The sequence below is a fragment of the Rhizobium sp. 18065 genome, assembly GCF_902706095.1.
Lineage (GTDB): Bacteria > Pseudomonadota > Alphaproteobacteria > Rhizobiales > Rhizobiaceae > Allorhizobium.
In genome coordinates this window covers 92,885-115,251 of the sequence record NZ_CACSJP010000009.1, presented here as the reverse complement: position 1 = coordinate 115,251, position 22,367 = coordinate 92,885, and the positions used below count along the sequence as shown (strand labels likewise).

The 22,367-nt window shown below is 58.2% G+C and carries 23 protein-coding genes and 3 pseudogenes; 22 read left to right on the top strand and 4 right to left on the bottom strand.

The genetic code is table 11. From position 1 onward, the window contains the following. Window positions 1–437: 437 nt before the first annotated feature. The gene (gene ggt, locus GVK95_RS19670; protein WP_159952454.1) at window positions 438–2,195 is read left to right on the top strand and encodes a gamma-glutamyltransferase; all 1,758 of its coding nucleotides are present in this window, start codon (window positions 438–440) and stop codon (window positions 2,193–2,195) included. A 429-nt stretch (window positions 2,196–2,624) separates the two neighbouring features. Next, on the top strand, window positions 2,625–3,605 hold the full coding sequence (locus GVK95_RS19665) for a sensor domain-containing diguanylate cyclase (protein ID WP_244618829.1): 981 nt from the start codon (window positions 2,625–2,627) through the stop codon (window positions 3,603–3,605). 315 nt (window positions 3,606–3,920) lie between these two features. Here GVK95_RS19665 and GVK95_RS19660 read toward each other — a convergent pair whose 3' ends face one another. Together GVK95_RS19660 and GVK95_RS25295 are read right to left on the bottom strand one after the other, a co-directional pair. Further along, window positions 3,921–4,439, bottom strand: coding sequence for a GNAT family N-acetyltransferase (locus GVK95_RS19660; protein WP_159952384.1), 519 nt, complete (start codon window positions 4,437–4,439; stop codon window positions 3,921–3,923). 359 nt (window positions 4,440–4,798) lie between these two features. Beyond that, window positions 4,799–5,244, bottom strand: a pseudogene (locus tag GVK95_RS25295) (tyrosine-type recombinase/integrase); the annotation flags it as partial. A gap of 368 nt (window positions 5,245–5,612) precedes the next feature. Between GVK95_RS25295 and GVK95_RS19655 the strand changes: the two are divergent. From GVK95_RS19655 to GVK95_RS19635, 5 genes and pseudogenes are all read left to right on the top strand, one after another. Beyond that, window positions 5,613–5,891, top strand: coding sequence for a type II toxin-antitoxin system Phd/YefM family antitoxin (locus tag GVK95_RS19655; RefSeq protein WP_159952383.1), 279 nt, complete (start codon window positions 5,613–5,615; stop codon window positions 5,889–5,891). Continuing rightward, window positions 5,878–6,308 (top strand): annotated as a pseudogene (locus GVK95_RS19650) (plasmid maintenance toxin (PemK-like)). The gene GVK95_RS19655 and the pseudogene GVK95_RS19650 overlap by 14 nt, the downstream one beginning before the upstream one ends. Window positions 6,309–6,522: 214 nt before the next feature. Beyond that, a pseudogene (locus GVK95_RS19645) lies at window positions 6,523–6,741 on the top strand (LysR family transcriptional regulator); the annotation flags it as partial. A gap of 98 nt (window positions 6,742–6,839) precedes the next feature. Next, a complete protein-coding gene (locus tag GVK95_RS19640) occupies window positions 6,840–7,205 on the top strand; it encodes a type II toxin-antitoxin system RelE/ParE family toxin (RefSeq protein ID WP_159952382.1) in 366 nt (121 codons plus the stop codon). After that, the gene (locus GVK95_RS19635; protein ID WP_159952381.1) at window positions 7,198–7,524 is read left to right on the top strand and encodes a helix-turn-helix transcriptional regulator; all 327 of its coding nucleotides are present in this window, start codon (window positions 7,198–7,200) and stop codon (window positions 7,522–7,524) included. Before GVK95_RS19640 ends, GVK95_RS19635 begins: the two co-directional genes overlap by 8 nt. Before the next feature lie 81 nt (window positions 7,525–7,605). Here GVK95_RS19635 and GVK95_RS19630 read toward each other — a convergent pair whose 3' ends face one another. Continuing rightward, window positions 7,606–8,754: a tyrosine-type recombinase/integrase gene (locus GVK95_RS19630; protein ID WP_159952380.1), complete on the bottom strand. Its 1,149-nt coding sequence runs from the start codon at window positions 8,752–8,754 to the stop codon at window positions 7,606–7,608. A 189-nt stretch (window positions 8,755–8,943) separates the two neighbouring features. On the opposite strand from GVK95_RS19630, the gene GVK95_RS19625 reads away from it, so the two are divergent. The 6 genes from GVK95_RS19625 to GVK95_RS19600 all read left to right on the top strand — a co-directional run bounded on the left by GVK95_RS19625 (window position 8,944) and on the right by GVK95_RS19600 (window position 14,123). Then, window positions 8,944–10,074 carry an RHE_PE00001 family protein gene (locus GVK95_RS19625; protein WP_200844339.1) on the top strand — a complete coding sequence of 377 codons (1,131 nt, stop codon included), beginning with the start codon at window positions 8,944–8,946 and terminating at the stop codon, window positions 10,072–10,074. Between the two features lie 631 nt (window positions 10,075–10,705). Next, a complete protein-coding gene (locus tag GVK95_RS19620; protein WP_159952379.1) occupies window positions 10,706–11,326 on the top strand; it encodes an AbiEi antitoxin N-terminal domain-containing protein in 621 nt (206 codons plus the stop codon). Between the two features lie 13 nt (window positions 11,327–11,339). Next, window positions 11,340–12,197: a nucleotidyl transferase AbiEii/AbiGii toxin family protein gene (locus GVK95_RS19615; protein WP_244618828.1), complete on the top strand. Its 858-nt coding sequence runs from the start codon at window positions 11,340–11,342 to the stop codon at window positions 12,195–12,197. After that, complete coding sequence (locus GVK95_RS19610; protein ID WP_159952377.1) at window positions 12,194–13,024, top strand: hypothetical protein; 831 nt, start codon at window positions 12,194–12,196, stop codon at window positions 13,022–13,024. Before GVK95_RS19615 ends, GVK95_RS19610 begins: the two co-directional genes overlap by 4 nt. Then, window positions 13,021–13,242 carry a hypothetical protein gene (locus GVK95_RS19605; RefSeq protein WP_159952376.1) on the top strand — a complete coding sequence of 74 codons (222 nt, stop codon included), beginning with the start codon at window positions 13,021–13,023 and terminating at the stop codon, window positions 13,240–13,242. Before GVK95_RS19610 ends, GVK95_RS19605 begins: the two co-directional genes overlap by 4 nt. A gap of 29 nt (window positions 13,243–13,271) precedes the next feature. Then, window positions 13,272–14,123 carry a toll/interleukin-1 receptor domain-containing protein gene (locus GVK95_RS19600; RefSeq protein ID WP_159952375.1) on the top strand — a complete coding sequence of 284 codons (852 nt, stop codon included), beginning with the start codon at window positions 13,272–13,274 and terminating at the stop codon, window positions 14,121–14,123. 111 nt (window positions 14,124–14,234) lie between these two features. On the opposite strand, the gene GVK95_RS19595 is transcribed toward GVK95_RS19600, so the two are convergent. Further along, window positions 14,235–15,182, bottom strand: a complete 948-nt coding sequence (locus tag GVK95_RS19595) for a LysR family transcriptional regulator (protein WP_210252961.1) — start codon at window positions 15,180–15,182, stop codon at window positions 14,235–14,237. 82 nt (window positions 15,183–15,264) lie between these two features. Between GVK95_RS19595 and GVK95_RS19590 the strand changes: the two genes are divergently transcribed. From GVK95_RS19590 to GVK95_RS19550, 9 genes are all read left to right on the top strand, one after another. Further along, on the top strand, window positions 15,265–16,362 hold the full coding sequence (locus tag GVK95_RS19590; RefSeq protein ID WP_159952451.1) for an ABC transporter substrate-binding protein: 1,098 nt from the start codon (window positions 15,265–15,267) through the stop codon (window positions 16,360–16,362). Window positions 16,363–16,436: 74 nt separating this feature from the next. After that, on the top strand, window positions 16,437–17,411 hold the full coding sequence (locus tag GVK95_RS19585) for an iron ABC transporter permease (RefSeq protein WP_234614093.1): 975 nt from the start codon (window positions 16,437–16,439) through the stop codon (window positions 17,409–17,411). Further along, on the top strand, window positions 17,408–18,160 hold the full coding sequence (locus GVK95_RS19580; protein ID WP_159952372.1) for an ABC transporter ATP-binding protein: 753 nt from the start codon (window positions 17,408–17,410) through the stop codon (window positions 18,158–18,160). Before GVK95_RS19585 ends, GVK95_RS19580 begins: the two co-directional genes overlap by 4 nt. A 20-nt stretch (window positions 18,161–18,180) precedes the next feature. Further along, window positions 18,181–18,696 carry a hypothetical protein gene (locus tag GVK95_RS19575; RefSeq protein ID WP_062553577.1) on the top strand — a complete coding sequence of 172 codons (516 nt, stop codon included), beginning with the start codon at window positions 18,181–18,183 and terminating at the stop codon, window positions 18,694–18,696. Next, window positions 18,671–19,150 (top strand): phosphonate C-P lyase system protein PhnG, encoded by a 480-nt coding sequence (phnG, locus tag GVK95_RS19570; protein WP_070149867.1) that lies wholly within the window; start codon window positions 18,671–18,673, stop codon window positions 19,148–19,150. Before GVK95_RS19575 ends, phnG begins: the two co-directional genes overlap by 26 nt. Then, entirely contained in the window at window positions 19,147–19,722 is a 576-nt protein-coding gene (phnH, locus tag GVK95_RS19565; protein ID WP_159952371.1) for a phosphonate C-P lyase system protein PhnH, read from the top strand. The genes phnG and phnH overlap by 4 nt, the downstream gene beginning before the upstream one ends. Further along, on the top strand, window positions 19,706–20,767 hold the full coding sequence (locus tag GVK95_RS19560) for a carbon-phosphorus lyase complex subunit PhnI (RefSeq protein WP_159952370.1): 1,062 nt from the start codon (window positions 19,706–19,708) through the stop codon (window positions 20,765–20,767). The genes phnH and GVK95_RS19560 overlap by 17 nt, the downstream gene beginning before the upstream one ends. Continuing rightward, window positions 20,760–21,605 carry an alpha-D-ribose 1-methylphosphonate 5-phosphate C-P-lyase PhnJ gene (locus tag GVK95_RS19555; RefSeq protein ID WP_062553581.1) on the top strand — a complete coding sequence of 282 codons (846 nt, stop codon included), beginning with the start codon at window positions 20,760–20,762 and terminating at the stop codon, window positions 21,603–21,605. The genes GVK95_RS19560 and GVK95_RS19555 overlap by 8 nt, the downstream gene beginning before the upstream one ends. Then, the gene (locus tag GVK95_RS19550; RefSeq protein WP_081341774.1) at window positions 21,529–22,362 is read left to right on the top strand and encodes an ATP-binding cassette domain-containing protein; all 834 of its coding nucleotides are present in this window, start codon (window positions 21,529–21,531) and stop codon (window positions 22,360–22,362) included. The genes GVK95_RS19555 and GVK95_RS19550 overlap by 77 nt, the downstream gene beginning before the upstream one ends. Window positions 22,363–22,367: the final 5 nt, after the last annotated feature.

Below are 22,367 nucleotides of genomic sequence, written 5' to 3'. Positions count from 1 at the left end.
GACTGACGAGGCGCGTGGTCTGTTCCATCTCAACAGTGCTGGTTCTGTGTTCCGCCGCACCGGGCCGGAACGCTGGAAATCGGGTGTGCCAGGGTAGGGCACCGAGGAGTGATCGCCCACGGCGTTTGCTCGAAGCGTGAAGATGGTGTTGAAACAGTATGTCGGCGTGGCGATGATCCGGGTAGGCGAACGGAAGCCTTTCCGCCTCGATTTGGCTGTTGGTCGCTCCCAACATGCTTAAATATCTGAAACGAAAGCGCTTTTCAGAATTGACACGCGTATTTGCAGGCCGCGAGGGTATTTGCTGTGGGTACGGCCCCTGCTGCGAACAAAAGCGTTGGGCGGATTGCCATAGGCGAGAGGAAGATCCAGAGCGTGGACCTTGTCCTTATCTTCCCTGTCCTTCACAATCGACCGACCAAAAAAGGGAGGCGACTATGCGCGCAGTTTCATTGGCCCTTGTTTTCGCATTCGTGTTTTCGTGCCCGCAGTTGGCACTCGCTCAGCAGGCTTCGGATACGATTGCTCCCGAGAAGGCGACGAATGTCACCTCAGCCAAACGGGTGGAAGCGAAGAACTTCATGGTTGCGGCCGCCAATCCGCTTGCCGCAGAGGCCGGTCGAAAAATCCTTGCCAGTGGTGGCAATGCCATCGACGCCCTCGTGGTCGTTCAGACAGTGCTCGGCCTCGTGGAGCCACAGAGTTCCGGCCTCGGCGGCGGTGCCTTTCTTGTTTATTACGATGCATCATCCGGCAAGCTCACGACTTTCGACGGGCGCGAAACCGCACCGCTTTTGGCTACGCCGAAGCTGTTCCTTGACGCAGATGGACAGCCGCTGAAATTCATGGATGCCGTGGTCGGAGGTCGCTCTGTCGGTACCCCTGGTACCGTGCGCTTGATGGATGTGGTGCATAGCCGCTACGGCAAGCTGTCCTGGGCGGAGCTCTTCACGCCGGCGGAGAAGCTTGCGATCGACGGATTTGAAGTCTCGCCGCGACTGGCGAAGCTGGTGGCCGGCGAGGGCGACAAGCTGAAACGCTATGAAGGTGCCCGCTCCTATTTCTTTGGTCCAGACGGTGCCCCACTAGTGGCCGGTGCAGTATTGAAGAACAAGAGTTACGCGGCCACGCTAAAGACCATCGCTGAAGGTGGCGCGGACGCCTTCTATGAGGGGCCAATCGCTGAAGCAATTGTCAATACCGTGCGTGAAGCCGCGGGCAATCCGGGCGTCTTGTCGCTTGCCGACCTTGCGAACTACCGCGTCAAGGAGCGCCAGCCGGTCTGCCTTACCTACCGCTCCTTCGATGTTTGCGGCATGGGACCGCCTTCGTCTGGAGCCGTCGCAATCGGACAGATCCTCGGCATGCTCGAGAATTTCGACATCAGGGCTCTCGGCCCCGACCACGTGCAGAGCTGGCGGCTGATTGGCGACGCACAACGCCTAGCCTTCGCTGATCGCGAACGTTATCTTGCCGATACGGATTTTGTCCCCGCACCAGTCAAGGGCCTGCTGAGCAAGGATTATCTTGGAGAACGAGCAAGACTGCTCGATGGGAACAAAGCGCTTTCAGATGATCAGGTGACGGCTGGCGAGCCGACTTGGGATCATGCGCTGCTGTTCGGGAGAGATGTTGCGTTAGAATTGCCATCCACCAGCCATTTCGTCATCGTTGACCGAGAAGGCAATGTCGTCTCAATGACCACTACAATCGAGAACGGCTTCGGCTCGCGCCTCATGACAGGCGGTTTTCTTCTCAACAACGAACTCACCGACTTCTCTTTCAGGACACATAATGGGGGCTTGCCGGTTGCCAACCGTGTGGAACCTGGCAAGCGCCCTCGCTCTTCCATGGCGCCGACGATTGTGATGAAGGAGGGAAAGCCGGTGCTGGCGATCGGTTCGCCCGGCGGCAGCCAGATCATCGGCTATGTCGTGCAGGCGCTGCTCGGCTATATCGATTGGGGCATGCCAGTGGAGGAGATCGTCGCTGCACCGCATCTTATCAACCGCTTCGGCAAGTATGACATCGAGGCGGGTACCACAGCGGAGGCGCTTGCCGATCCGCTGACGACGCTCGGTTACGAAGTGAATGTGACGGAAATGACTTCCGGCCTGCACGCAGTCGAACTAAAGGCAGATGGCCTCGTCGGCAGCGCCGATCCACGCCGTGAAGGTATTGCCGTGGGAGAATGAGAGCCTATCCCGTTCATCCTGGCCGAAATAGCAAGAGTTTCCAGCAGGCATTGATATTGTCTCCTGGCCATCTCACAGTGGGGCACTGGTCGGTGTGTCATGGCACTGCGAGAATGCTTGTCGCTTGAACGAGCGCTCGGAAAAAGAACCTCGATGAGAAACGAAGCCATTCGACCGTTGTAATGAACACGAATACATCCATGGCTGCATGGGCAACAACTCGCTTTGGTCAGAAGGACAAATCGACGTAGAGGCACCGCTGCGGGCGACGACTGTGCATTGTTCAAGCGGCACCGCTTCGACCGCCAGTCACCCACAAGGTGACATCAAGCTTTCAGTCAAGGACGCCATTCTCGTCTGCGTGAATTGCACATTCAGAAAAATGAAATGCTGTTGTGGCAATTTTACCGGCACTAAGTGGCCGGTTTGTTGATCAAATCCATGTCTGCGCGGTTGCAGATGCGGTTGTTTCTTCCAACAGGCTCCCGTCGTCAGGCAATGTGGGAAAGTGATGCCTTGTTTACGCAGCAGCAATTGACGTCCATCCTCTCAGCCCTTCCTGACCCTGCGTTCATCCTGACGCGCAGTGGCCGATACTCAGCGATATTTGGCGGGAAAGACCTCAGGCATTATCATGACGGTAGTGGTCTTGTCGGGCGCAACATATTTGATGTGCTGAAAGAGGAGAAGGCGCAGTGGTTCGCTGCCGAAATCGAAAAGGCGTTGGAAGGCGGCGCGCTGCATATCGTCGAATACGAACTCAGCGGAAGTGACGTCAAAGTCGTCGGTGACGGCCCTAGTTACTCAATCTGGTTTGAAGGCCGCGTTCAGGCCCTTGATTTTGAGGTGGAGGGCGAGGCCGCCGTCGTCTGGGTCGCGAGCAACATCACTGACAAGAACGCGGTTCAGCAAAAGCTAATCCAACTGAGTGAGACAGATGCACTGACGGGGCTGTACAATCGGCGGAAGCTGATAGAGACACTGGATCAACGGCTTGCGGTTTTTGAACGGGAAAAATCCCAGACGTCGGTACTTATTTTCGATCTCGACAATTTCAAACGGCTCAATGATGAGATGGGCCATCAGGCAGGCGATGCCGCCCTGATCGAAATAGCCCGCCTGTGTCGACAGCGATTGCGCCAGAGTGATGTGATTGCCCGTTTCGGTGGCGATGAGTTCGTGATCGTGATGCCCGAAACCCATCGGGGCGATGCGCTGGAAATTGCAGAGTTACTGAGGGAGCACGTTCCGATTATCCTGAGGGAAAGCTTGCGGTACGACGCGACGATCAGCGGCGGCGTTAGCGAATTCAGTCAGCCGGATCGCTTTTCCAGCGACGTCCTCAAACGCGCTGACGAAGGGTTGTATCTATCGAAACGGGCTGGTCGCAACCGAGTATCGGTTCTGTAAACGCCGGTCAGGTCAGCAGCAGCGCCGCTCACACGCACCGCCGTTGTGGCTTCCAACTCCTGATTTCAACTGAAGCGCTAAGCTGAAAACCCGGTGCTCAATTTTTACCTAGCGGCTTCATGGCCAAGGTTCTCTCCGGCCATGTATCAATATTCAAAGATCAAGAGGCTGGCGTGGTATGGCTTGCCAGATACTCTTGCCGATTTGCCTGCGGGCTATCATGAAAACGCCCACCGTGAAGCATACTCGGGATCGTCTAAGACAGCGCTCCGCGGCTGCACCGGGGTGAGGGCTGATCTAGAGAGGGCGACGGAGCTATCCCGCCAGGGCAGCTTCCATGAAAATGAGATGGTTGCGTAGTTCAGGAGGTGCTTCGTAGTAGGGTGCGATCTCCTGGAAGCCCAGAGAACGGTACAGGCTTAGCGCCTCATCGTGGTTGCGGCCGGTATCTAGCCGCATGGTGGCGTAGTCCCGCTCAGCGGCCACGAGCAGGATGTTCTCGGCGAGACGTCGGCCCAGCCCTAAGCCTCGGCCCTCCGGGCAGATGAACATGCGCTTCATCTCGCATGTGTGTTTGTCGATCCGCTGCATCATCACACAGCCGACTATCTTTCCGTTGAGGCGGGCAACAAGGATCTCCCCATTTGGGGCGGAGTGGATCCTCGGCAGGCTGTCCAGGAGTGCGGCCCATGCTTCTGGCGTGTAGTAGCGGTCGACGAACCAAGCGTTCTCGCCATAGCGCGACCGGCACCAGTCGATGAAGCCGTTGCACAAGGCTCGAATGGCAGGGAAATCGTCGGGTCTGGCTGGGCAGATCTCCACGTGCTGTTCCACCTCTGCGTCCTACTCACGAGTTCTGCTAAAGCGTAAATTAGCTGTAGTCGAAATACGTCTTTTTGACAATCTGCCAGCTCGTTCGGTGAGGCGAGGTGGAGAAGGTGCTGGGGTGGCTGCGAGACAGTGCCGAAATGGACAATCGTGGTTGGTCGAAGCTTCCGCTTGAAAGTAATCGAGCTATTGGTGTGCTCCTGTCGGATTTCCTGAAATTGAAAGGCTGAAAAATATCCATTCTTAAAAGAACTTTTCATGCCCATACTTTCATTTGACCCCTACAATCGTGGCTATGGTGCTGGCTTGGATGGCTTGGCTTTCTGTCTTTTGGGTGCTGATCTCGGACAGAACTAGCCTCACATTCAATCGCTATCCAGCAATCTCGATGACCGGCCGCTTCGACGGTTGGCGCTGTAGTAGTAGCTTGAGGCCTGCTGCAGTGAACGATGCCTTGACTGCTCCATCGCTTCTGGCAGGGGGATGCCGCGATTGGCAGCCTCAGTGAGATAGCCCGATCGCAGCCCATGCGCCGAGTATTCCTCCGGGTCGACGCCAGCAGCGTCGCTCGGTGCTTAACGATATCGTTGACCGATTTCGGATGGAGGGTTCGGCGCGAGACATTGCCCCAGCGATCGATTGCCCGGAACACGCTGCCCTTGTCGATCCTGGCTGTCGCGAGCCAGACATTCAGTGCGTCCACCGGCCTTCCTGCCAGATAGATGACATCTTCACTGTCGGCGCCTGAGGTCTTTATGCGCCCGAGATGAATGGCAAGGGAGAGGAGGGAAGGACCATTATCGACTGGAATCGTCATTGTTCGATGTTGTGCTAGCCGGGATATAAACACGGCCTTCGGGCGCTGAGGTCCAGACGTCATGCAAAGGACCCGCGATTTTCTGAATCGCTGCTAACTATGCAACTGGTTTTCCCCTACGGCAGATCAGGATCTCGCCACCGCGACTTGCCAACACGATCAACTCCTCCAACCCTTCGGTTGCTTCGTCGACATCGATCAAAATGCGCATTCTCTTTTTCTAACCCGATATGACCGCTCCATATCCAAGCGATGCGGCTCTAGCGTCAGTTTGACATGTCATGGCAAAGTAACGAAAGACGGCCGCGCGAGATTGCAAAACTTCCGTAATTTCCGTATATTCCGTAAAAAGGAGTTTTAACATGACCTCCACAGTTACGGCCGCCGCAGTTTCGAAAAATTTCGGCGCCTACCAGGATGCGGCCGTGCGAGAGCCGGTGATCATCACGAAGAACGGCCGGCCGCGCACGGTGCTCATGGCCTACGAAGATTACCTGCGCCTGGCCAAGCGGGACCGTCGGGTCGATCTGACGGCTGCAATCAGTGACGACGAGCTTGCCGACATTGAGGCATCGACGATGGAGCTTGGCCTGGATCATCTCAATGCCGAACTGCTGATGGACAAGAATGCTGCCGACTGAACCCAAGGTCGGCTGGGTCTTTCGCTATTCCTATCTCTGGCATTGGCAGCATCTGGAAGGACGAGAGGAGGGTGACAAGGATCGCCCTGCTCTGGTGCTGGCATTGTTGCTACGCTTGAGGACGGGACGCCTGCAGTACGTATCCTGCCAATTACGCATTCCCCGCCGTCTGATCCCGTTGAAGCAATCGAAATCCCGCCTGCCACCAAGCGCCGCCTGGGTCTCGATGACGAGCGATCCTGGATTGTGCTGACCGAAAGCAACCGCTTCGTCTGGCCGGGGCCTGACGTGCGGCCCGTTGACAGCGAGAGCGGATATCACGGGCCACTGCCTCCTGCACTGTTCGAAGAGGTAAAACGCCGATTTGTCGAGCTCGCCCGAGGCCAGCGTCACAAGGCCACCATCCGAAGCGATTGAGAAGCTCATAATCTTGTAGTGCTCCCTCAATGTCCGTGCGTCCAGCTGTGATCTTCGCCGTGATTTGCCACGACTTTAGGCTGTCGATCCGCTTGATTTAGCGGAATCAAACGCCTTGGGATGATACAGTTTATTGCCTGCTAGGATCATTGGAATCTTCCGGATTGGCCGGAATGCGCCAACAGCGGCCGTTGTAAATGATGGTAGGCAAATCCTCGGTGTTGCGATGCTTGCTGTGCCTGATGTCCTGCCGGCGCTGGAAGACGGCAGCCTTGTCCGTCTGCTGCCGCATTTGTACTCCGATGCGGGGGCGATTTCGCTCTATTACGCTTCGCGCACCCTGCTACCTGCCAAGACGCGCGCCTTCGTCGACCTGGTCACCGATGCGTTCCGACGAGATCGGTTGGCCGAGCGATTTGCTGGAAGCCTTGGCAAAAAACCATTCAGCCGATTTCTGAACGAAGTACGCATTGCCTCGAGCGAAGGAGTGGACTATATATCCCAAAGTATCTATATCATTTAGGATATGAAATGACGGAGTGGAAGGTCGTGTTTCACGACCGCTTCAAAGGCGAGATCACAGACCTTCCGGCCGATGTCCGGGTCGAGTTGCTCGCGCATTTGGTGCTGCTTCGCGAGAAGGGCTTTCGACTGGGACGACCTGAGGTCGACACCCTCGAAGGCTCCAGACACGCGAACATGAAAGAGCTGCGCGTCAAGGTCTTGAAGGTGCAATGGCGATTCGCCTTTGCCTTCGATCCGGAACGAAAGGCTGTGGTTCTCTGCGGTGGTGCGAAGAGCGGTGTGAGCCAGAAGCTCTTCTACAAACGGCTGATCGATCTGGCGGACAAACGGTACGACGAGCATTTGAGCGAGTTGGAGAAGAGACATGGATGATCTCGATAAGCTGATACAGACGCTGCCCGAGGATGAACAGCGCGCCATTGCGAAGCGTGCCGACGCGCTCGTCACGGCGCACAATCTACGGGAATTGCGGGCACTTGCTGGACGGACGCAGGAAGACGTTTCTGCTGCGACCGGTTTCAAGCAGACCAACGTCTCAAGACTGGAGAAGCGCGCCGACATGAAGCTGTCGACGCTTCGCGATTATGTCGAATCCCTCGGTGGCACGTTGAAAATCGTCGCTGATGTCGCGGGCAAGAAGGTCGATCTTTCGAGCATCGCCGAGCGCTCGCGGCACGGTTCAAAGGTCTGAGCAGTTTATGTCCGCAAAGCAGGGGCCCTGTAGCCCATATTGCCTTCGCCGCATGCGCAGGTTCATGTCAGAAAGCCGCAACTAGAGCAATCTCGCAGCCCGACCATTGCGACGTGTTGCATTGTTATAGTAGCTTGAGGCCTGTTGCACTGAGCGATGGCACGACTGCTCCATGGCCTCTGGCAGCGGAACACCCCTATTCGCAGCCTCGGTTAAGTATCCCGATCGCAGCCCGTGCGCGGAAAACTCCCCAGGATCCAGCCCCGCCAGCGCCGCCCGCTGCTTGACGATCGCATTGACGGCAGATGGCTCAAGTGCCCGCTTCGAAATATTGCCCCAGCGATCAACCTTCCGAAACACGCTCCCGCCCTCGATCCTCGCAGCCGCTATCCAGACATTGAGCGCATCCACGGGCCGGCCCGTCAGATAAACCACCTCGTCGCGATCAGAGCCAGACGTCTTGGTGCGTCCGAGATGGATGGCGAGGGAGGGGAGGGGAGGGCCGTTTTCGACCGTGATGGGCGGCTCGACGGTTAGCTGTTCGCGGCGCAAACCAGCGATCTCGCTGCGACGGCGACCGCCCGAGGCGAAGGCCACCATCAGGATTGCCCGGTCACGGATATCGCGGAGGCTGTCGGTGTTGCAGGTGGCGAGCAGCTTTGCCAGGACGTCGCCAGTCACTGCCTTGGCGCTCTTGCGTTTCCTCGGACGCGGCGTCGCGCGGACAGCGAGCCGTATCGCTGATTTCAGGGAGGGGGAGGAAAAGTGGCCGGTCAGCCCACGCCATTTCGTCAGCGTCGACCAGCTGGCAAGCCGCCGGCGCACCGTATCGGGCGCATGCGGCCCGGACGAACGAAGAAAGCGTTGATCGCGCAGGCTCTGCTCGACAGCAGACGGCATTCCGTGGTGAGGATCGATCTCGCGCTGGTCCGGCTGCCAGAGATGGTGAGCGACGAATTTGAGCAGCAAAGCCTCGGGTGCTGGCCAGGGGAGGGAGCCGCCGGTGGCGGCCAATGACCAGGCCTGCAGATAGGCAAGGTCGGACGTCAGCGCCCGCAGCGTATTCTCGCCCATGCCCTCATTGACCAGATGGCGCAGGGTTTCGATATCCTGGTCGGTCAGCAGTTCGGCCAGTTCGTCGCGACGGTCGATCGGCAGCACGCTGGCAATGGTGTCGAGTTCGTCGGCGCGGCGATCGACTCCGGTCCTGGAAATAGATTGCTTCCCCACAGAGTAACTCCGGATCGACGGTTTCGACGGCGCTGGCACCGTGCCTTGCAACGGTTTTCGCTGATTTGTGACTCGAAATCAATCACCTCCGATAAGGGTTACTTATCGTAGGTTATAGCGCCAACCCACAATCATACCATGTGAGGAACCATAACATTTAGATAGAGTTTTTATAGCAAATCATTTACCATGATTTCAATGGCTTATGATCTCGCGAAAATCAGCATGACGGCCTTGATGCGGCCGGCCTTCGACGCCGGTACCGCGCTTACGCGTCTCGATGAGCGGGTGGCCCGTTCGCCGGTCGGCGCAGGCTGGATTGAACGATCCCAGTACGCCGACGCCTGTGCCTCGCTGTGGATCGACGGCGAACTGGTGCATCTCGAGGACCTCGTCCTGCACGACGATGTCAGAGATATTCGCACACCGACCCATGAGCTGACAATCGCCCGCGACGTCCTGCGCACTCGTCGGCGGGTCGCCGGCCAATCCCCGGATTGGGCGCTCTCTGCCGACGGCATCCGCTCGCTGCGGAAAACCTCGGAGATCGGGTCGGGCGGCGGGGACGAGGCGCCAACGGCCAGAGTTATTCGGGCTGCGGTCGCGATCGACGCGGAAGGGGAGGGGGATGATGGTGACGACGTCAAAGATCTGCCCGGCGTCGACTATGCCGCGATCGACGCGATCCTCGCGCGCTCTGACGCCGCGATCGAACGAGCCAAAAAGCCCGGCCGGGCTCCGGCCGATCCGCTGGTCTATGATCTCGACTGGGACGAGGATGCCCGGCTCGACGAATGGCGCGGCGTGTTGCGGCAGGCCGAAAACTTGCCAGCGGTGCTGCAGGCGATCGTGACTCTCGATGCCTGGAACGAGCTGGCGGTGCTGCAGCATGCGCCCTGGCTCGGCAGACTGTTGGCGGCGTCTATCCTGCGCCAGGCGGGCATCACCACTGGTGCCCATCTCGCCGCCATCAATCTCGGCCTGAAAACCATTCCCGTCGATCGGCGCCGGCATCGCAATAGGGAAACACGATTGCTGGCGATCGCCCAGGGGCTGATCGCAGCCGCCGAGATCGGGCTGAAGGAACATGACCGGCTGATGCTGGCGAAAACGATGATGGACCGGAAACTTGACGGGCGTCGGACATCGTCAAAGCTACCGGAGCTGGTCGCGCTGGTCATGGCGCGCCCGCTCGTTTCGGCCGGGATGGTGGCTAAGACGCTGGAAATGACGCCGCAGGCGGCGCGGCGGATCGTTTTGGAGCTTGGGCTGCGCGAGATGACGGGGAGGGGGAGGTTTCGGGCGTGGGGGGTGATATAGGCAGCTAAGGAGGGGGCGGAGCTTGATACAAAGCTCGCCGTCTTCTGCTGGAACTACTCGGGCGCGAATAGATGGGCGCATCAAGGCAGTAGACTTGTTCCGGCGTACTCGTTCGCTTCACAACTGACGCAGGTTGGTCGCATGAGACTATGAAGCGGGTCTCCCACGACGGTTTCAGCGTTTCACGGATGAACGTCCTCCGGTCAGGTCCGCGCGACGCATAACGGGACTACAGACGATGCCATCAGAAAATGTCTTAAAGGTTTAAGAGGCGTGAGCGTGTCCCTTCGGTCAGGGCGGCTCCCTCGGGACAAAGCTAAGAAGGTAGAGGGCTTAAACAGAGGAAAAACGGGATCGGGGGGAATTGTGGACCCTCACGGGCTTCCCTCTGACGGCCGTTTCGTCGTCAGCGTCACACTCGCGAAAACCGAACGTCGGTGGGCCAGTTGCGTTTCATTTATGCCGGGCCGGGGCAATTCTCGGCTTTCGCTGCTGGCGCCGAATGGATCGAAAAGACATTCCGGCAGATAATCTGAGCTCGTTGGAGGCTGGCCGTCTATTATTTGCTCATGCAGGGATGGTGCGTGACAAAACCTCTGATAAGATCGCGAACCATTAGAGGATTTGTAACATGCCATCGGCGCAAGATTCGCAAAAAGCAAAGCTCAGAAACCTGCTCGCTGCGCGCAGCATGATGCATGCGCATGAACTGCGCGAGGCTGGCATCAGCGCACAAACGATCGCGCGCGCCGTCGAGGGCGGTGAAATCGAGCGTATCTCGCGCGGCGTTTATCAGAGGCGTGACGCTGAAGTCGAAGAGAACCAGATCCTTGCTGAAGCCATCATGCGTGCGCCCAAAGGCGTCATCGCTCTGGTGTCGGCGCTCGCCTTCCACGGACTGACCGACCAGATGCCGCGGCGCGTCTGGATAGCGATCGGGAGGAGCGATTGGGCGCCCGTGCAGTCCTATCCCCCGCTGCGTATGGTCCGCTTCACGGAACCATATCTGCGACAGGGCATCGAATATCAAGTAATCGCCGGCATTGACGTTCCGGTCTATTCGATCCCGAAAACCCTTGCTGACCTGTTCCGAAACCCCAAACTGGTGGACCGATCGGTTGCTGTAGAAGGCCTGCGTGCTGCTCTCCAGCAACGCAAGGCAACTCCAAGCGCAATCGCCCAGGCCGCGAAGGCCGGCGGCGCCTGGACGGTCATGCAACCCTATCTTGAGGCGCTCACCTCCAATGGCTAAAGCACCAGCGAACATGGCGAAGTCGGTCAAGGATCGGCTGCTCAATATCGCCCGCAAAGAAGGTCGCGCCTTCGACGTCTTGCTGGTACGGTTCGCGCTCGAACGGCTGCTGTATCGCCTGTCAATCTCAGCGCATCGGGACCGCTTCGTCCTGAAAGGCGGTATGTTGGTAACGGTCTGGGTGGCCGACGATAATCGGGTGACGCGGGATGCGGACTTTCTCGGACATGGGGACGCAGACCCTGCCCGCCTGATCGCCGACTTCGGGGAGATCATGGCGACTGAGAGCGACGACGGACTCGCCTTCGACATCGATGCGCTCGCTGCAACAGTCATTCGGGAAGAAATGGAATATGGCGGCGTTCGTCTCAAGACCGCAGCCTATCTCGAAAGGACCCGCATCCCCGTTACAATCGACATCGGCTTCGGAGACGCTATGGCCGACGCGACGCAGCGGCTCGACTATCCAGCCCTGCTGGATTTTCCCGCTCCGCAGGTTCGTTCCTATCCCCCCGCAACGGTGATCGCCGAGAAATTCCAGGCGATGGTGGCGCTTGGCGTCCTCAACGGGCGCATGAAGGACTATTACGACCTGTGGGCGATACCGCGCGCGATCGACATTTCTGCTTACGATCTGGACGAGGCCATTCGCGCGACGTTCGAGCGCCGGCGGACGTCGATCCCGAAAGAGCGCCCACCAGGTCTCTCGGTCGAAATGTTTGGCGACGAAGGGAAGCAACGGCAATGGCGTGCTTACGCTGCGTCCCTCGAACTAGACGCTGTTTCGCTGGAATCGATCATCGAAGGGGTTTGGGAGTTGGTCGGTCCGTCATGCGCGCGGATCGCAGCAAGAAGCGAGAATGAGGCATGACCGAGGGCGTCTCCATCATTGACGTCTGGGACGTCGGAACCTTCGACAGCGAGTTGCGCGGCGACCTCGACGCCCACACCGATGTCATCCGCGATTACATGCTCACCTCACGCCGCCAATGGCTGGAGCGTGAGGCCTCCGATCGCACCATGCCCTATCCCGAGAATCCTTATGCGGGCGAGTTCATGTGGGTGAAGGAGCATATCATGCGGCTGATGGAAGTCCGCACGATCCGCGCTTGGCACTATACCCGCTTGACCGACGCGGAAGTCGATGTGCTTCGACAGGGCGGCATTTATCCATCTAGCCTCGACACCATCCGATCACGCTTCGCGGCGCAAGTTGCTGCTGGCGCATTCAGTCAAGAGGTCGCAGATCGCTTGTTCGCCGACAGCCCGTACCAAAGCGATCAGCTCGACTCCCGCTCCGACAAGTTCTGGATGGTCTCGCATCCCATCGACATCGAAGACGGCGGCGTTGAATTGCTCCTCGAGAGCTGGGGCGGCGAGTCAGCCTATTTCTGGCAGCGAGATGCGGCACTTCAGGACATGCTGAAGCAGATCGGTCGGCCGCGTGTCCTGGAGATTGCCATCCCGCTCGTCCATTCCCGCCATGGTTACTCGGCGGCTGAGGCCGTGGTTGCCACTTATGGCCGGTTGCTCGGCTGCCAGCCGGACAAACATGCGTTCGACCTCTACACGCATCAGCCGCTCGGTCCTGAGCATGTCCTCGCCGTTCATAGCGAAGGCGAGCCCAATTTCGGCGTCATGGCTCGGGGCTACCCGGCCGGCTTCATCGACGTGAAACTTGGGCCGTGGGACGAATGAGCAGAGCCGACACTGCCCTCGACGTGTTAGCCTTCCTGCGCGGGATCGCTGGAGAGTTCGCCGCGATCCACCGCGGCAGCGACTATTCACTCTGGCGCGGCGAGGCGAAGCACCGCGTCGGTCAATATCTCTCCGGCGCGGAGCCGTTCCCCGTCTGGTCGATCTCGAAACCATCACAGCGATCGCGCGCCCTCAGCCCCGCGGCTTTAACCACCTAACCCCAGCTTTCTTCATACACGGATGCTCAATGACAATTTCGTCCCGCCAACAAGCTATCATTCGACTTCAGAACCAGCTCTCCGACTATCGCAAGAAGGACGCCCAAGAGGCAAAGAAGGAGTCAGATGCCCTAGCAAAGGCGAACAAAGCAAGCATCGAGGCCACTAAATCAAAATCCATTTCGACGGTGCAGTCGAAGTTGAGGTTGGCTGAAAGTGCTCAAAAGGATGCCTCATCAGCGGCCTCCAAGAGGGCATCGATCGCAAAGGATATTGCCAAAAAGACCGCTGAACTCATGAAGGCTCAGACCGCTCTTACCAAAGAAGAGGACAGCCAGCGCGCGAAGGTCGCGAAAGAAATTCAGAAGCAGCAAACTGATCAGTTCAGGCGCCAAAAAGAATTAGAGAATCGAGTTGTTGCAGGAATGGCGACAAGCCACTCGACTGCAGCGCTCGTCGCGAATGTTCCCGAGACATTCGACGTGTTCATTTCTCACGCGTCGGAGGACAAGGATGACTTGGTTCAGGAGTTGGCTGACAAAGCGAAGGCTGCGGGTTTGAAGGTTTTTTACGACAATGACAATATTCAGTGGGGCGACAACCTTCGAAAACGCATCGACCACGGTCTTGCAAACTCACGCTACGCAGTAGTGGTCCTTTCTGAGGCGTTTTTCCGAAAGCATTGGACGAACCGAGAACTTGACGGCCTTTTCGGCTTGGAAGACAGCGGTAAGTCACGAATTCTGCCGATCTGGCACAAAATCACTAAGGACGATGTCCTGAGGCACACTCCAAGCCTCATCGGAACGATGGCGCTCACCACGGCTACGCTCTCTGTCGATGATATTGTTGCGAGCCTCAAAAAGATCGTCGATAGCTGAACAACCGCGAAGAAATTGAACTTCCGCTTGGAGAATAGGCTGTCGTCCGCTTCGAAAGCCAAGGAGTCCGAAGTGGCGAAGACAAACATGGTGTCGAGAGTTCGATTCCGCTCAAGAGCTTATGGATCGCTGGCCTTCCTTTAGAAGGATGACAAGCTCCTTAGCAAAGTTCTCAAGATCTACCGGATATGGTGAACTACGCCGCCAAAGAGCGAAGATTTGCCTACGAACGGGCTTCCCCTTAATTTCTGCCAACGAAAATTGCGTACCGTTGATGGATTGCCCACAGGCAATAGACGGAACTAGGCACGAGTATCCCTGCTCCCTGACGAGGCGTATTCGGGTTTCGATGCTGAGCCCGTAAGAGCGCAAGATCGGTCCATTCGAGCGGTCGGCAAACCGTAGAGTGGAATCCTCCATGCTCATGGGAAAGTCGTCTTCGCTCAAGGGCAACAGATCGAGTTTGGCGAGATCGGCTGGTTCGATCTGATCACGTTGGATGACCGGATTGTCCACGCTGGTGAGGAGGTGAAATGGCTCGTTGAGAAGCTCGACCTGTTGGAACGCCTCATCGAGTACAGGGCACGCCGTGATCACGAGATCGATCTCGCCTTCTTTCAGTCGCCGGCTGAGGCCTTCGTGCTTCCCTTCCATGAACGCGAGTTCAAGACGCGGATAGCGTTTCTGAACGAACCCGACTGTTTGAGGAATGAGGAATGGGCCGACTGTCGAGATCATCCCGACGCGGAGGCGCCCGCCGAATGCCCCCGTCCTTCGGCTGGTCTCATGACCCAGCGCAGCAACTTGCTGGAGGAGCATGCCGATACGCCTGAGGATGTCGCCACCGGCGTCAGTCGGAGTGACCTTGCGGGCGCCGCGCTCGAATACAGTTGTGCCCAACACTGTCTCGGCTTTGCGCACTTGATGCGATAGCCCTGAGGCGCTGATACCCATCTCCTCGGCAGCCGCGCGAAAACCTCCGCACCGATGCACGGCCAAAACCAACATCAGATCACGGATGGAAAGGGAGGCAAGTCTGTTCGATATTTCTTCTCGCATTGTCCGATTTGTTCGACTTGATAAGACGCTTCTCCCTATATACGAAAAATATGACTGCAACACTCATATTCTGAGGTGCCTGATGTTTTCGAAGTTTCTTCTCTCCTCCGCTGCAATTATCCTGGCTCTGGCGCCGGCGCCTTTGCATGCGGACCCCATCACATTCAAGGATGTGACTGGCGCTGAAGTCACTCTTCCGAAGCCTGCGACGCGTATCGTAACGTTGCCGCAGCCGGGTGCTGCGACAGTGATCGCGGTTGATGGGACGTCGGAACATCTCGTCGGCATGAACCCCGGCTCACGCAAAGCATTCGAAACCGGCCTACTCAAGAAGATGTTTCCAGATGCCGCGTCCATTGAAAGCGGTATCGTCGCGGAGGGCGGCAATGGCTGGATGCCGAATGTCGAAGCAATCGCGGCGCTCAGGCCCGATCTCGTCATCCAATGGGGCGGTCGAGGAGACGAACTCGTGGCGCCACTGCGGAACGCCGGTATTCCGGTCGCGCTGATGGTCGGAGGCGGCAATGGCGGTACGGAAGAGCTCGCCCGCGAAAACATCAGCCTCGTGGCAAACATTCTTGGCAAACCGGAAAAGGCGAGGGCTCTGTTTGCGTGGCGTGACGAAGTCATTGCAGACGTCAAATCCACGCTTGCGGCGCACCCAGCGGAACGCAAGCCGAAGATCCTTCACCTGCGCTCCTCCAAAGGCAAATTCACTGCGACGGGGGAAAAGAGCTACCAGAACTTCTTCATCACGCTGGTTGGCGGCGACAATGTTGGCAAGGGCCTGGGTGTTCAGGCAGAAGTCAACGCAGAACAAATTGCAGCGTGGAACCCCGACCTTATCATGCTGACAGCTGCGGAAACTGACGCCGGACGCGAAACGATACTCGAGAACGAAGTTTTGTCGCAGACTACCGCCGCCAAGACCGGGCGTGTCTACAAGACACCGAATGGTGGATATGTATGGGATAGCGCCAGCCACGAAAGCCCGTTTACCTGGATGTGGCTTGCAAACCTTGCTCATCCGAACCTCTTCCATTTCGATCTGCGCGCCGAGGTGAAAAAGGGATTTGAACGGCTCTACAACTATTCTCCCACGGAAGACGAAATCGACGCTGTCTTGAAGCTCGATCTCAACGCCAGCGCTTCGAACTATCAACAGTTCGCTCGCAAATGACACTGGCCCCTGCCGGAACCGATCATCCGGATCAGTCGACCGCACGCGCAGTCATGCATTGGTCGGCATTGCTCTTGCTTCTTGTAGTGGCGATCGTTGTCTCGGCATCAGTTGGCCGGTTCAGCATACCGCTTGCTGATGTCCTGAACATCGCGGCTCGTTGGCTTTCTGGCGCGCTTGCGCCAGAAACTATGGAGGAGCGCATTCTCATCAACGTTCGTGTGCCACGCATCTTGCTGGCGGCGATCGTTGGTGCAGGACTTGCTCTATGCGGTGCAGCACTTCAGGCTCTGTTCCGCAATCCACTCGTGTCGCCGCGTGTGCTAGGTGTTTCATCGGGGGCGGCGCTCGGTGGGGCGCTGACGCTGCTGGTCGGCGGTGGCGCTACCGTGTTGTTTGCCGCTACCTTCAGCTCGGCTCTTTTCGCGCTTGTGCTGGTTGCGGTCATCTCACGTGTAGCAGGGCGCACGATCCTTTCGATCGTGCTGGCAGGTATAGTCATTGATGCGTTGTTTTCAGCGATGATCTCGCTGACGCAATACGTGGCTGATCCGGAAACTTCGCTTCCTGCGATCGTCTTCTGGCTGATGGGCAGTTTCTCATCGGCAAGCTGGAGGAAGGTCGGCGAACATGGCCCGGTGATCCTGCTTGCCATCATCATTCTTTATCGTTTGCGCTTTCGGATTGCGGTCCTGTCGATGGGTGACGAAGAAGCGCGTTCATTCGGTGTGAATGTCGGCTTTTCGCGTTGGCTCGTCTTTTCCGTAATCTCGGTGATCATTGGCGGTTCTGTAGCCGTGGCCGGTGTCATCGGTTGGGTGGGGCTCGTCATTCCGCACGCGGCGCGCCTCCTTGTCGGGGAAGGGCATCGGCGCTTTCATGGCACGGCCGCATTGCTTGGGGCGAGTTTTATGGTGGTGATCGACACGCTTGCACGAGCAATTATCAGCGCCGAGCTGCCGCTTGGCATTCTTACGGCTGTCATTGGTGCACCGGTCTTCATCTACCTCCTCTGCACAAGGCAGGCGCGGATTGGGGCGACCCAATGATCGCACTCTCAAATGCAGGAATGAGGCGGGGTCAGCGCTGGATTTTTCGCGATGTCAGCTTTGATCTGCCGCATGGTGAGGTGTTGGCGATCCTGGGCTGTAATGGCCGCGGTAAAACCACGCTTCTGCGCACCTTGCTAGGATCCCTGGAGCTGAGTGAAGGCACCCGAACGATGCCTGCCGTTGTCGGTTATGTACCGCAGTCACAAGGTGGCGGAGATCAGCATCGTTGCCTTGACATCGTGATGATGGGGCGAGCCGGGCGCCTGGGGCTCTTCGGGCTGCCGGGAAAGGCTGACGAGATCGCTGCCTTGTCCGCGTTGGCCACAGTAGGCGCCTCTCAATTTGCAGAACGCTCTTTCGGTCACCTTTCCGGCGGCGAGCGGCAGATCGTCCTGCTTGCGCGGGCATTGGCGACAGAGGCCAAAGTTCTCGTGCTCGATGAACCCGCAGCTTCCCTTGATCTTGCCAATCAAAACCTGCTGCTCGGTGTCCTGATGCGGCTGAGGGAGGCTCGCAGCCACACGATCGTTTTCACCACCCATCATCCACAGCATGGTTTGATCCTCGCCGATCGGGCTTTGATGATGCATGCCGGAGACGAGGTTCTCTATGGCCCCACGGCCGACATGATGACGGATGGCGAGCTCGCCCGCCTCTACGGGGTGCCTTTCGTGCGGAATACCGGCGCTGTTGGCCGACCTGATATCGTTTCCCCGATCTTTGGGGCAACCGTCTCTTCATCCTAAACCAAGAACAGGAGCCTACATTGGACACGATTACCTATCTCGAGAATGGCGAAGCCTTCACCGTGAGCTTTGCCGAACTCCTCAAATACCATGGTCCCGGTTTTCCCGGTGGCGTTGCGCACGGCCTCAAGGTCATGCAGCGGGCGTTTCCGCTACTGGATGAAGGACGTCCCGTCGAACGGCGTGAAATCCGTATCGATACGGCGTTTCCGGGTCCTGGTGGACGTGATGCCTTCGAATTTGTTACCAGAGGGCTGACCGACGGTCGGTACGTGGTCGACCGTTCGCTGGGTTGGGACGGCATCGAGGAAAGCCCGAAGGGACGGTATTATTTCCGTTTTACATACCGCGGTACGGTAGTCGAGGTTACGATCCGCCCAGGTCATGTGCGGCCCGAATTCCTTGAGCTTGCTCGCAAGGAAAATCGCACCGCCGACGATGAAGTGCGCCTTGCCGCACTGAAGCGCGAAATGGGCGATCGCCTCGTTCCGCTCGCTCCGGAAGATGTTTATGACGCCAAAGTCAGCCGCGCCTGATCCCGATTGCGTCCAGAGCGAGCGTCGCCATTGGATGGCTGTGCTCGCCCGCGCGCCCATTGATCTGCTGCGGGCATCTTTTGAAGACTGTCCGCAGTGCGCTGATGTACGTCGGCTTGTGGGGCCAGAGATTGGTCTGATCCAGCTGCGTGCGAAAACACCCGTGACGAAAACCGCATTTCATCTCGGCGAAGCGACCGTATCGCGCTGCGTTGTAGAGCTGGCCGGTCGGCGTGGTTATGGCGTGGTCCTGGGCAGCGATCTTGAAAGGGCTGAGCTTGTGGCGGTTTTCGATGCGCTGCTCCAGGATCCTCAGATGTATGGCGAACTCAGGCCGAAATTGCTGCAGCCGGCCGAGTCCGCCATCTCGGTGAGCCGGCAGCGCCGGGCAAATACGGCTCAAGCGACAGCGGCACATTTTTTCACCGCCGCGCGAGGGGGTAAAACGCCGTGAAAATTGCGATCGATCAGCGTGGACCCCAGAACGCTTACGAGGACCGAAAGGCCTATCGAAACCTCCTTCAGGCATTCGCCTATCCGGGCAAGATGATGAGTGTGCGCGGAGGACACCTCGCCCATGCCGCTATCCTCATGACACTCGCGGATACGACGACGCCGGTCTGGATTGATGAAGGCTTCGCCGAAATCAAGGCGAATGCGACCAAGGCACAGTTGCCGAGTGCGAGTCGGGTAAACTGTGTTTTCGCACTCTGTAGCGGAGAACGCTTTAACGGGTTCGATGGCTTTCCCGTCGGAACGCTTGTCGACCCGCACCTTTCCACGACCATGCTCATAGAAGTCGTTTCACTCACCGGTGGTGAGCCATGGCGGCTTGCCGGCCCGGGAGTAGGGCCAAACGGCGCTAGCCTGGCGCCGATTGGATTGCCGAAAATGTTTCCTGCCGCATGGGCGCAGAATAACGCGCTCTACCCGCTCGGAGTCGATGTGATCTTTACGGCGGGTGAACTGTGCGCATGTCTCCCCCGAAGCGTCAGATTGGAGATCGCCGATGTATGTGCCGGCTAAGGGGGGAGAAGTTGCCATTGCCAGGAGCCTCGAAGCCTTGGCGCGTGCCCGGCGTGGCGATCCCGATGTGCCGGAATTGACCGTCGCCCAGATAAGGGAGCAGATGCGGGGTGCAGTGGACCGGGTGATGACGGAAGGCGCCCTTTACGATCGAGACCTCGCGGCTCTCGCTCTGAAGCAGGCGCAAGGCGATCTGTCGGAGGCGACCTTCCTATTGCGGGCTCACCGCGCCACGCTTCGGCGCATGGGCCATTGCGAGCCCATAGAATTCACGGATATTTGCCTCGATCGGCATATCTCCGCGACCACGAAAGAGCTCGCCGGCGGCCAGATCCTTGGAGCGACCTACGACTACACCCATAGGCTTCTCGATTTTTCCTTGATAGAGGCGCGCTCCTGCGCTGATCGCGCGGTGGTTGACGATGAGTTGCAGGATGAAAGAGGTTTCGTCCAAGATTCTGCCGCGCTAGCACTGCATACATCACCCTATCAGGACTTGCTTGTTTCCCCAGACTGCGAGCCGAGCGGGAACCGGGATTATGAACCAGTCGATATCACTCGTGTCCCGGTCCGCCCGCCTTACGGACCATCCGAGACGCTCGGCCATCTGGTTCGTGGAGAAGAGGGGTTTCTGACTGGTCTTGCCTACACACGGCTGCGCACTGCCGGCGCGTCCCATCCCTATGTGGAAGAGCTGTCGGCAGGTCAGGTTGAGGTCCTGGTCGAGCTGGAGGATCTGGGGCTTACCGTTTCGATCGGGGATATAGACATCACTATCTGCCGTATGGTGGCGCCGGTTCTGGACGGCAAGCAATCCCATCTCTCGCCAGGCTTCGGTGTTGCGTTCGGGACGAACGAGAGGAAAGCTGTCGCTATGGCCACCGTGGATCAGGCACTGAAAGCAGGGCTTGATCCTGAGCTGGTGCTTTCCCATAGCGACGGCGTGGAAGCAGCCGGCTACGTATCGCACCTTAAATTGCCTCACTATTCCGACTTTCAATCCGATCTGGAGCTGATCCGGCGTGCGAGGTCTACGCATGAATGAAACGTTCGGCTACCTCGATGAGGACAGCAAAAGATCTGTGAGACGAACAATCCTGAAGGCCCTGGCCATCCCGGGCTATCAGGTGCCGTTCGTCGCACCGGAAATGCCGATAGCCTACGGTTGGGGGGTAGGGGGCATGGTGGTCACGGCAAGCCTGATCAATGAGGAGGACTTGCTGAAGGTTACCGACCATGGCTCAGACGACACGGTGAATGCGGTCAACATTCGGTCCTTCTTCACGAGGACGGCTTTCGTAACCACCACGACCCGCACGCCTGAGGCAACACTCATACAGGTCCGCCAGCGTGTCCCCGAGGCAAAGCTCCAGGAGGGGCAGATCGTCGTTTATCAGGTGCCGAGACCAGACCCTTTGCGCGCCTTCGTCAACTCGGCCAAGGAGGCCTCTCGCATGCACGCACACGCGGATTACGGCCGTGTGTACGCTCGGCTGTTCGAGGAAAGAACCGGTAGTCGTGGTGCAGTCCAGCCAGGGTATGACTACCCGGTTATGGTCGAAGGGCGATATTTGATGTCTCCGTCACCGATACCGAAGCGAGATAACGCTAGTCTCCACCGTTCGCCGGCAATTCAGATATTCGGCGCGGCGCGAGAGCGTCGGCTCTATGCATTGCCACCCTACACCCATGTCGAAAGCCTTGCATTCGACGATATACCTTTTGACCCCGGCTATCCTGATGACGGACGGCAGTGTGTCATTTGCGGATGCGCAACCAGTCATCTCGACCACCTTCTCCAGAAGGATGATGGGACAAGCGAATGGGTATGCTCCGATACCGAATGTTGCGAACAAAGATCAAAGGAGGTTGCCGGTGCTTAGGCTACCTTCTCCCGTCCTGACGCTTGGTCGCGTTTCATATGATAGGCGGATTGCGCCGGACACGTCGTTCGTCCTCTATCCTGGAGAGGTGCTTTGTCTCGTCGGGAAATCCGGAGCGGGAAAGTCGACGCTGCTGCGCATGGCGGGCGGGCTTTTGCGTCCGCACGAGGGGAGGGTGCTACACCAATCCGCCGATGGCCCGATCTCGATCTATGAGCTTCCCGAGCAGGCTTTGGTTTCACAGCGACGTCGGAACGTCGGGATAGTCGCTCAGAATGCTCGTGACACCCTCGATATGGCACAAAGTGCCGCCGCGAACATCGTTCAGCCTCTGTTCGACAATGGCGAGCGCAATTTTGGCCGAGCGATGGCGTCAGCGCAGCACTGGTTCGCTGCACTCGATCTCGATGTCGCAAGGATGGGCGACCTGCCGAGTTTGTTTTCCGGTGGCATGCAGCAGCGCTTGCAGATTGCGCGAGCGCTGGTCCACGGACCGAAGGTTCTCTGTCTGGACGAGCCGACGACTGGTTTGGATACCTCGGTGCAGGTCCGTCTTCTTTCATTGCTTTCGGGGCTTCAGCGCCAAACGGGCGTCGCCATGTTGCTTGTGACACATGATCTCCGGATTGCCCGGCTGATCGCCCACCGCGTGATCGTGCTCGACGAAGGCAGGATCGTCGAGGAGGCTCCACCAGACCGGCTCATCGCTGATCCTTGTCATCCTGCGGCCCGCGACCTCGTCGCGGCAATGATTTGAGGACG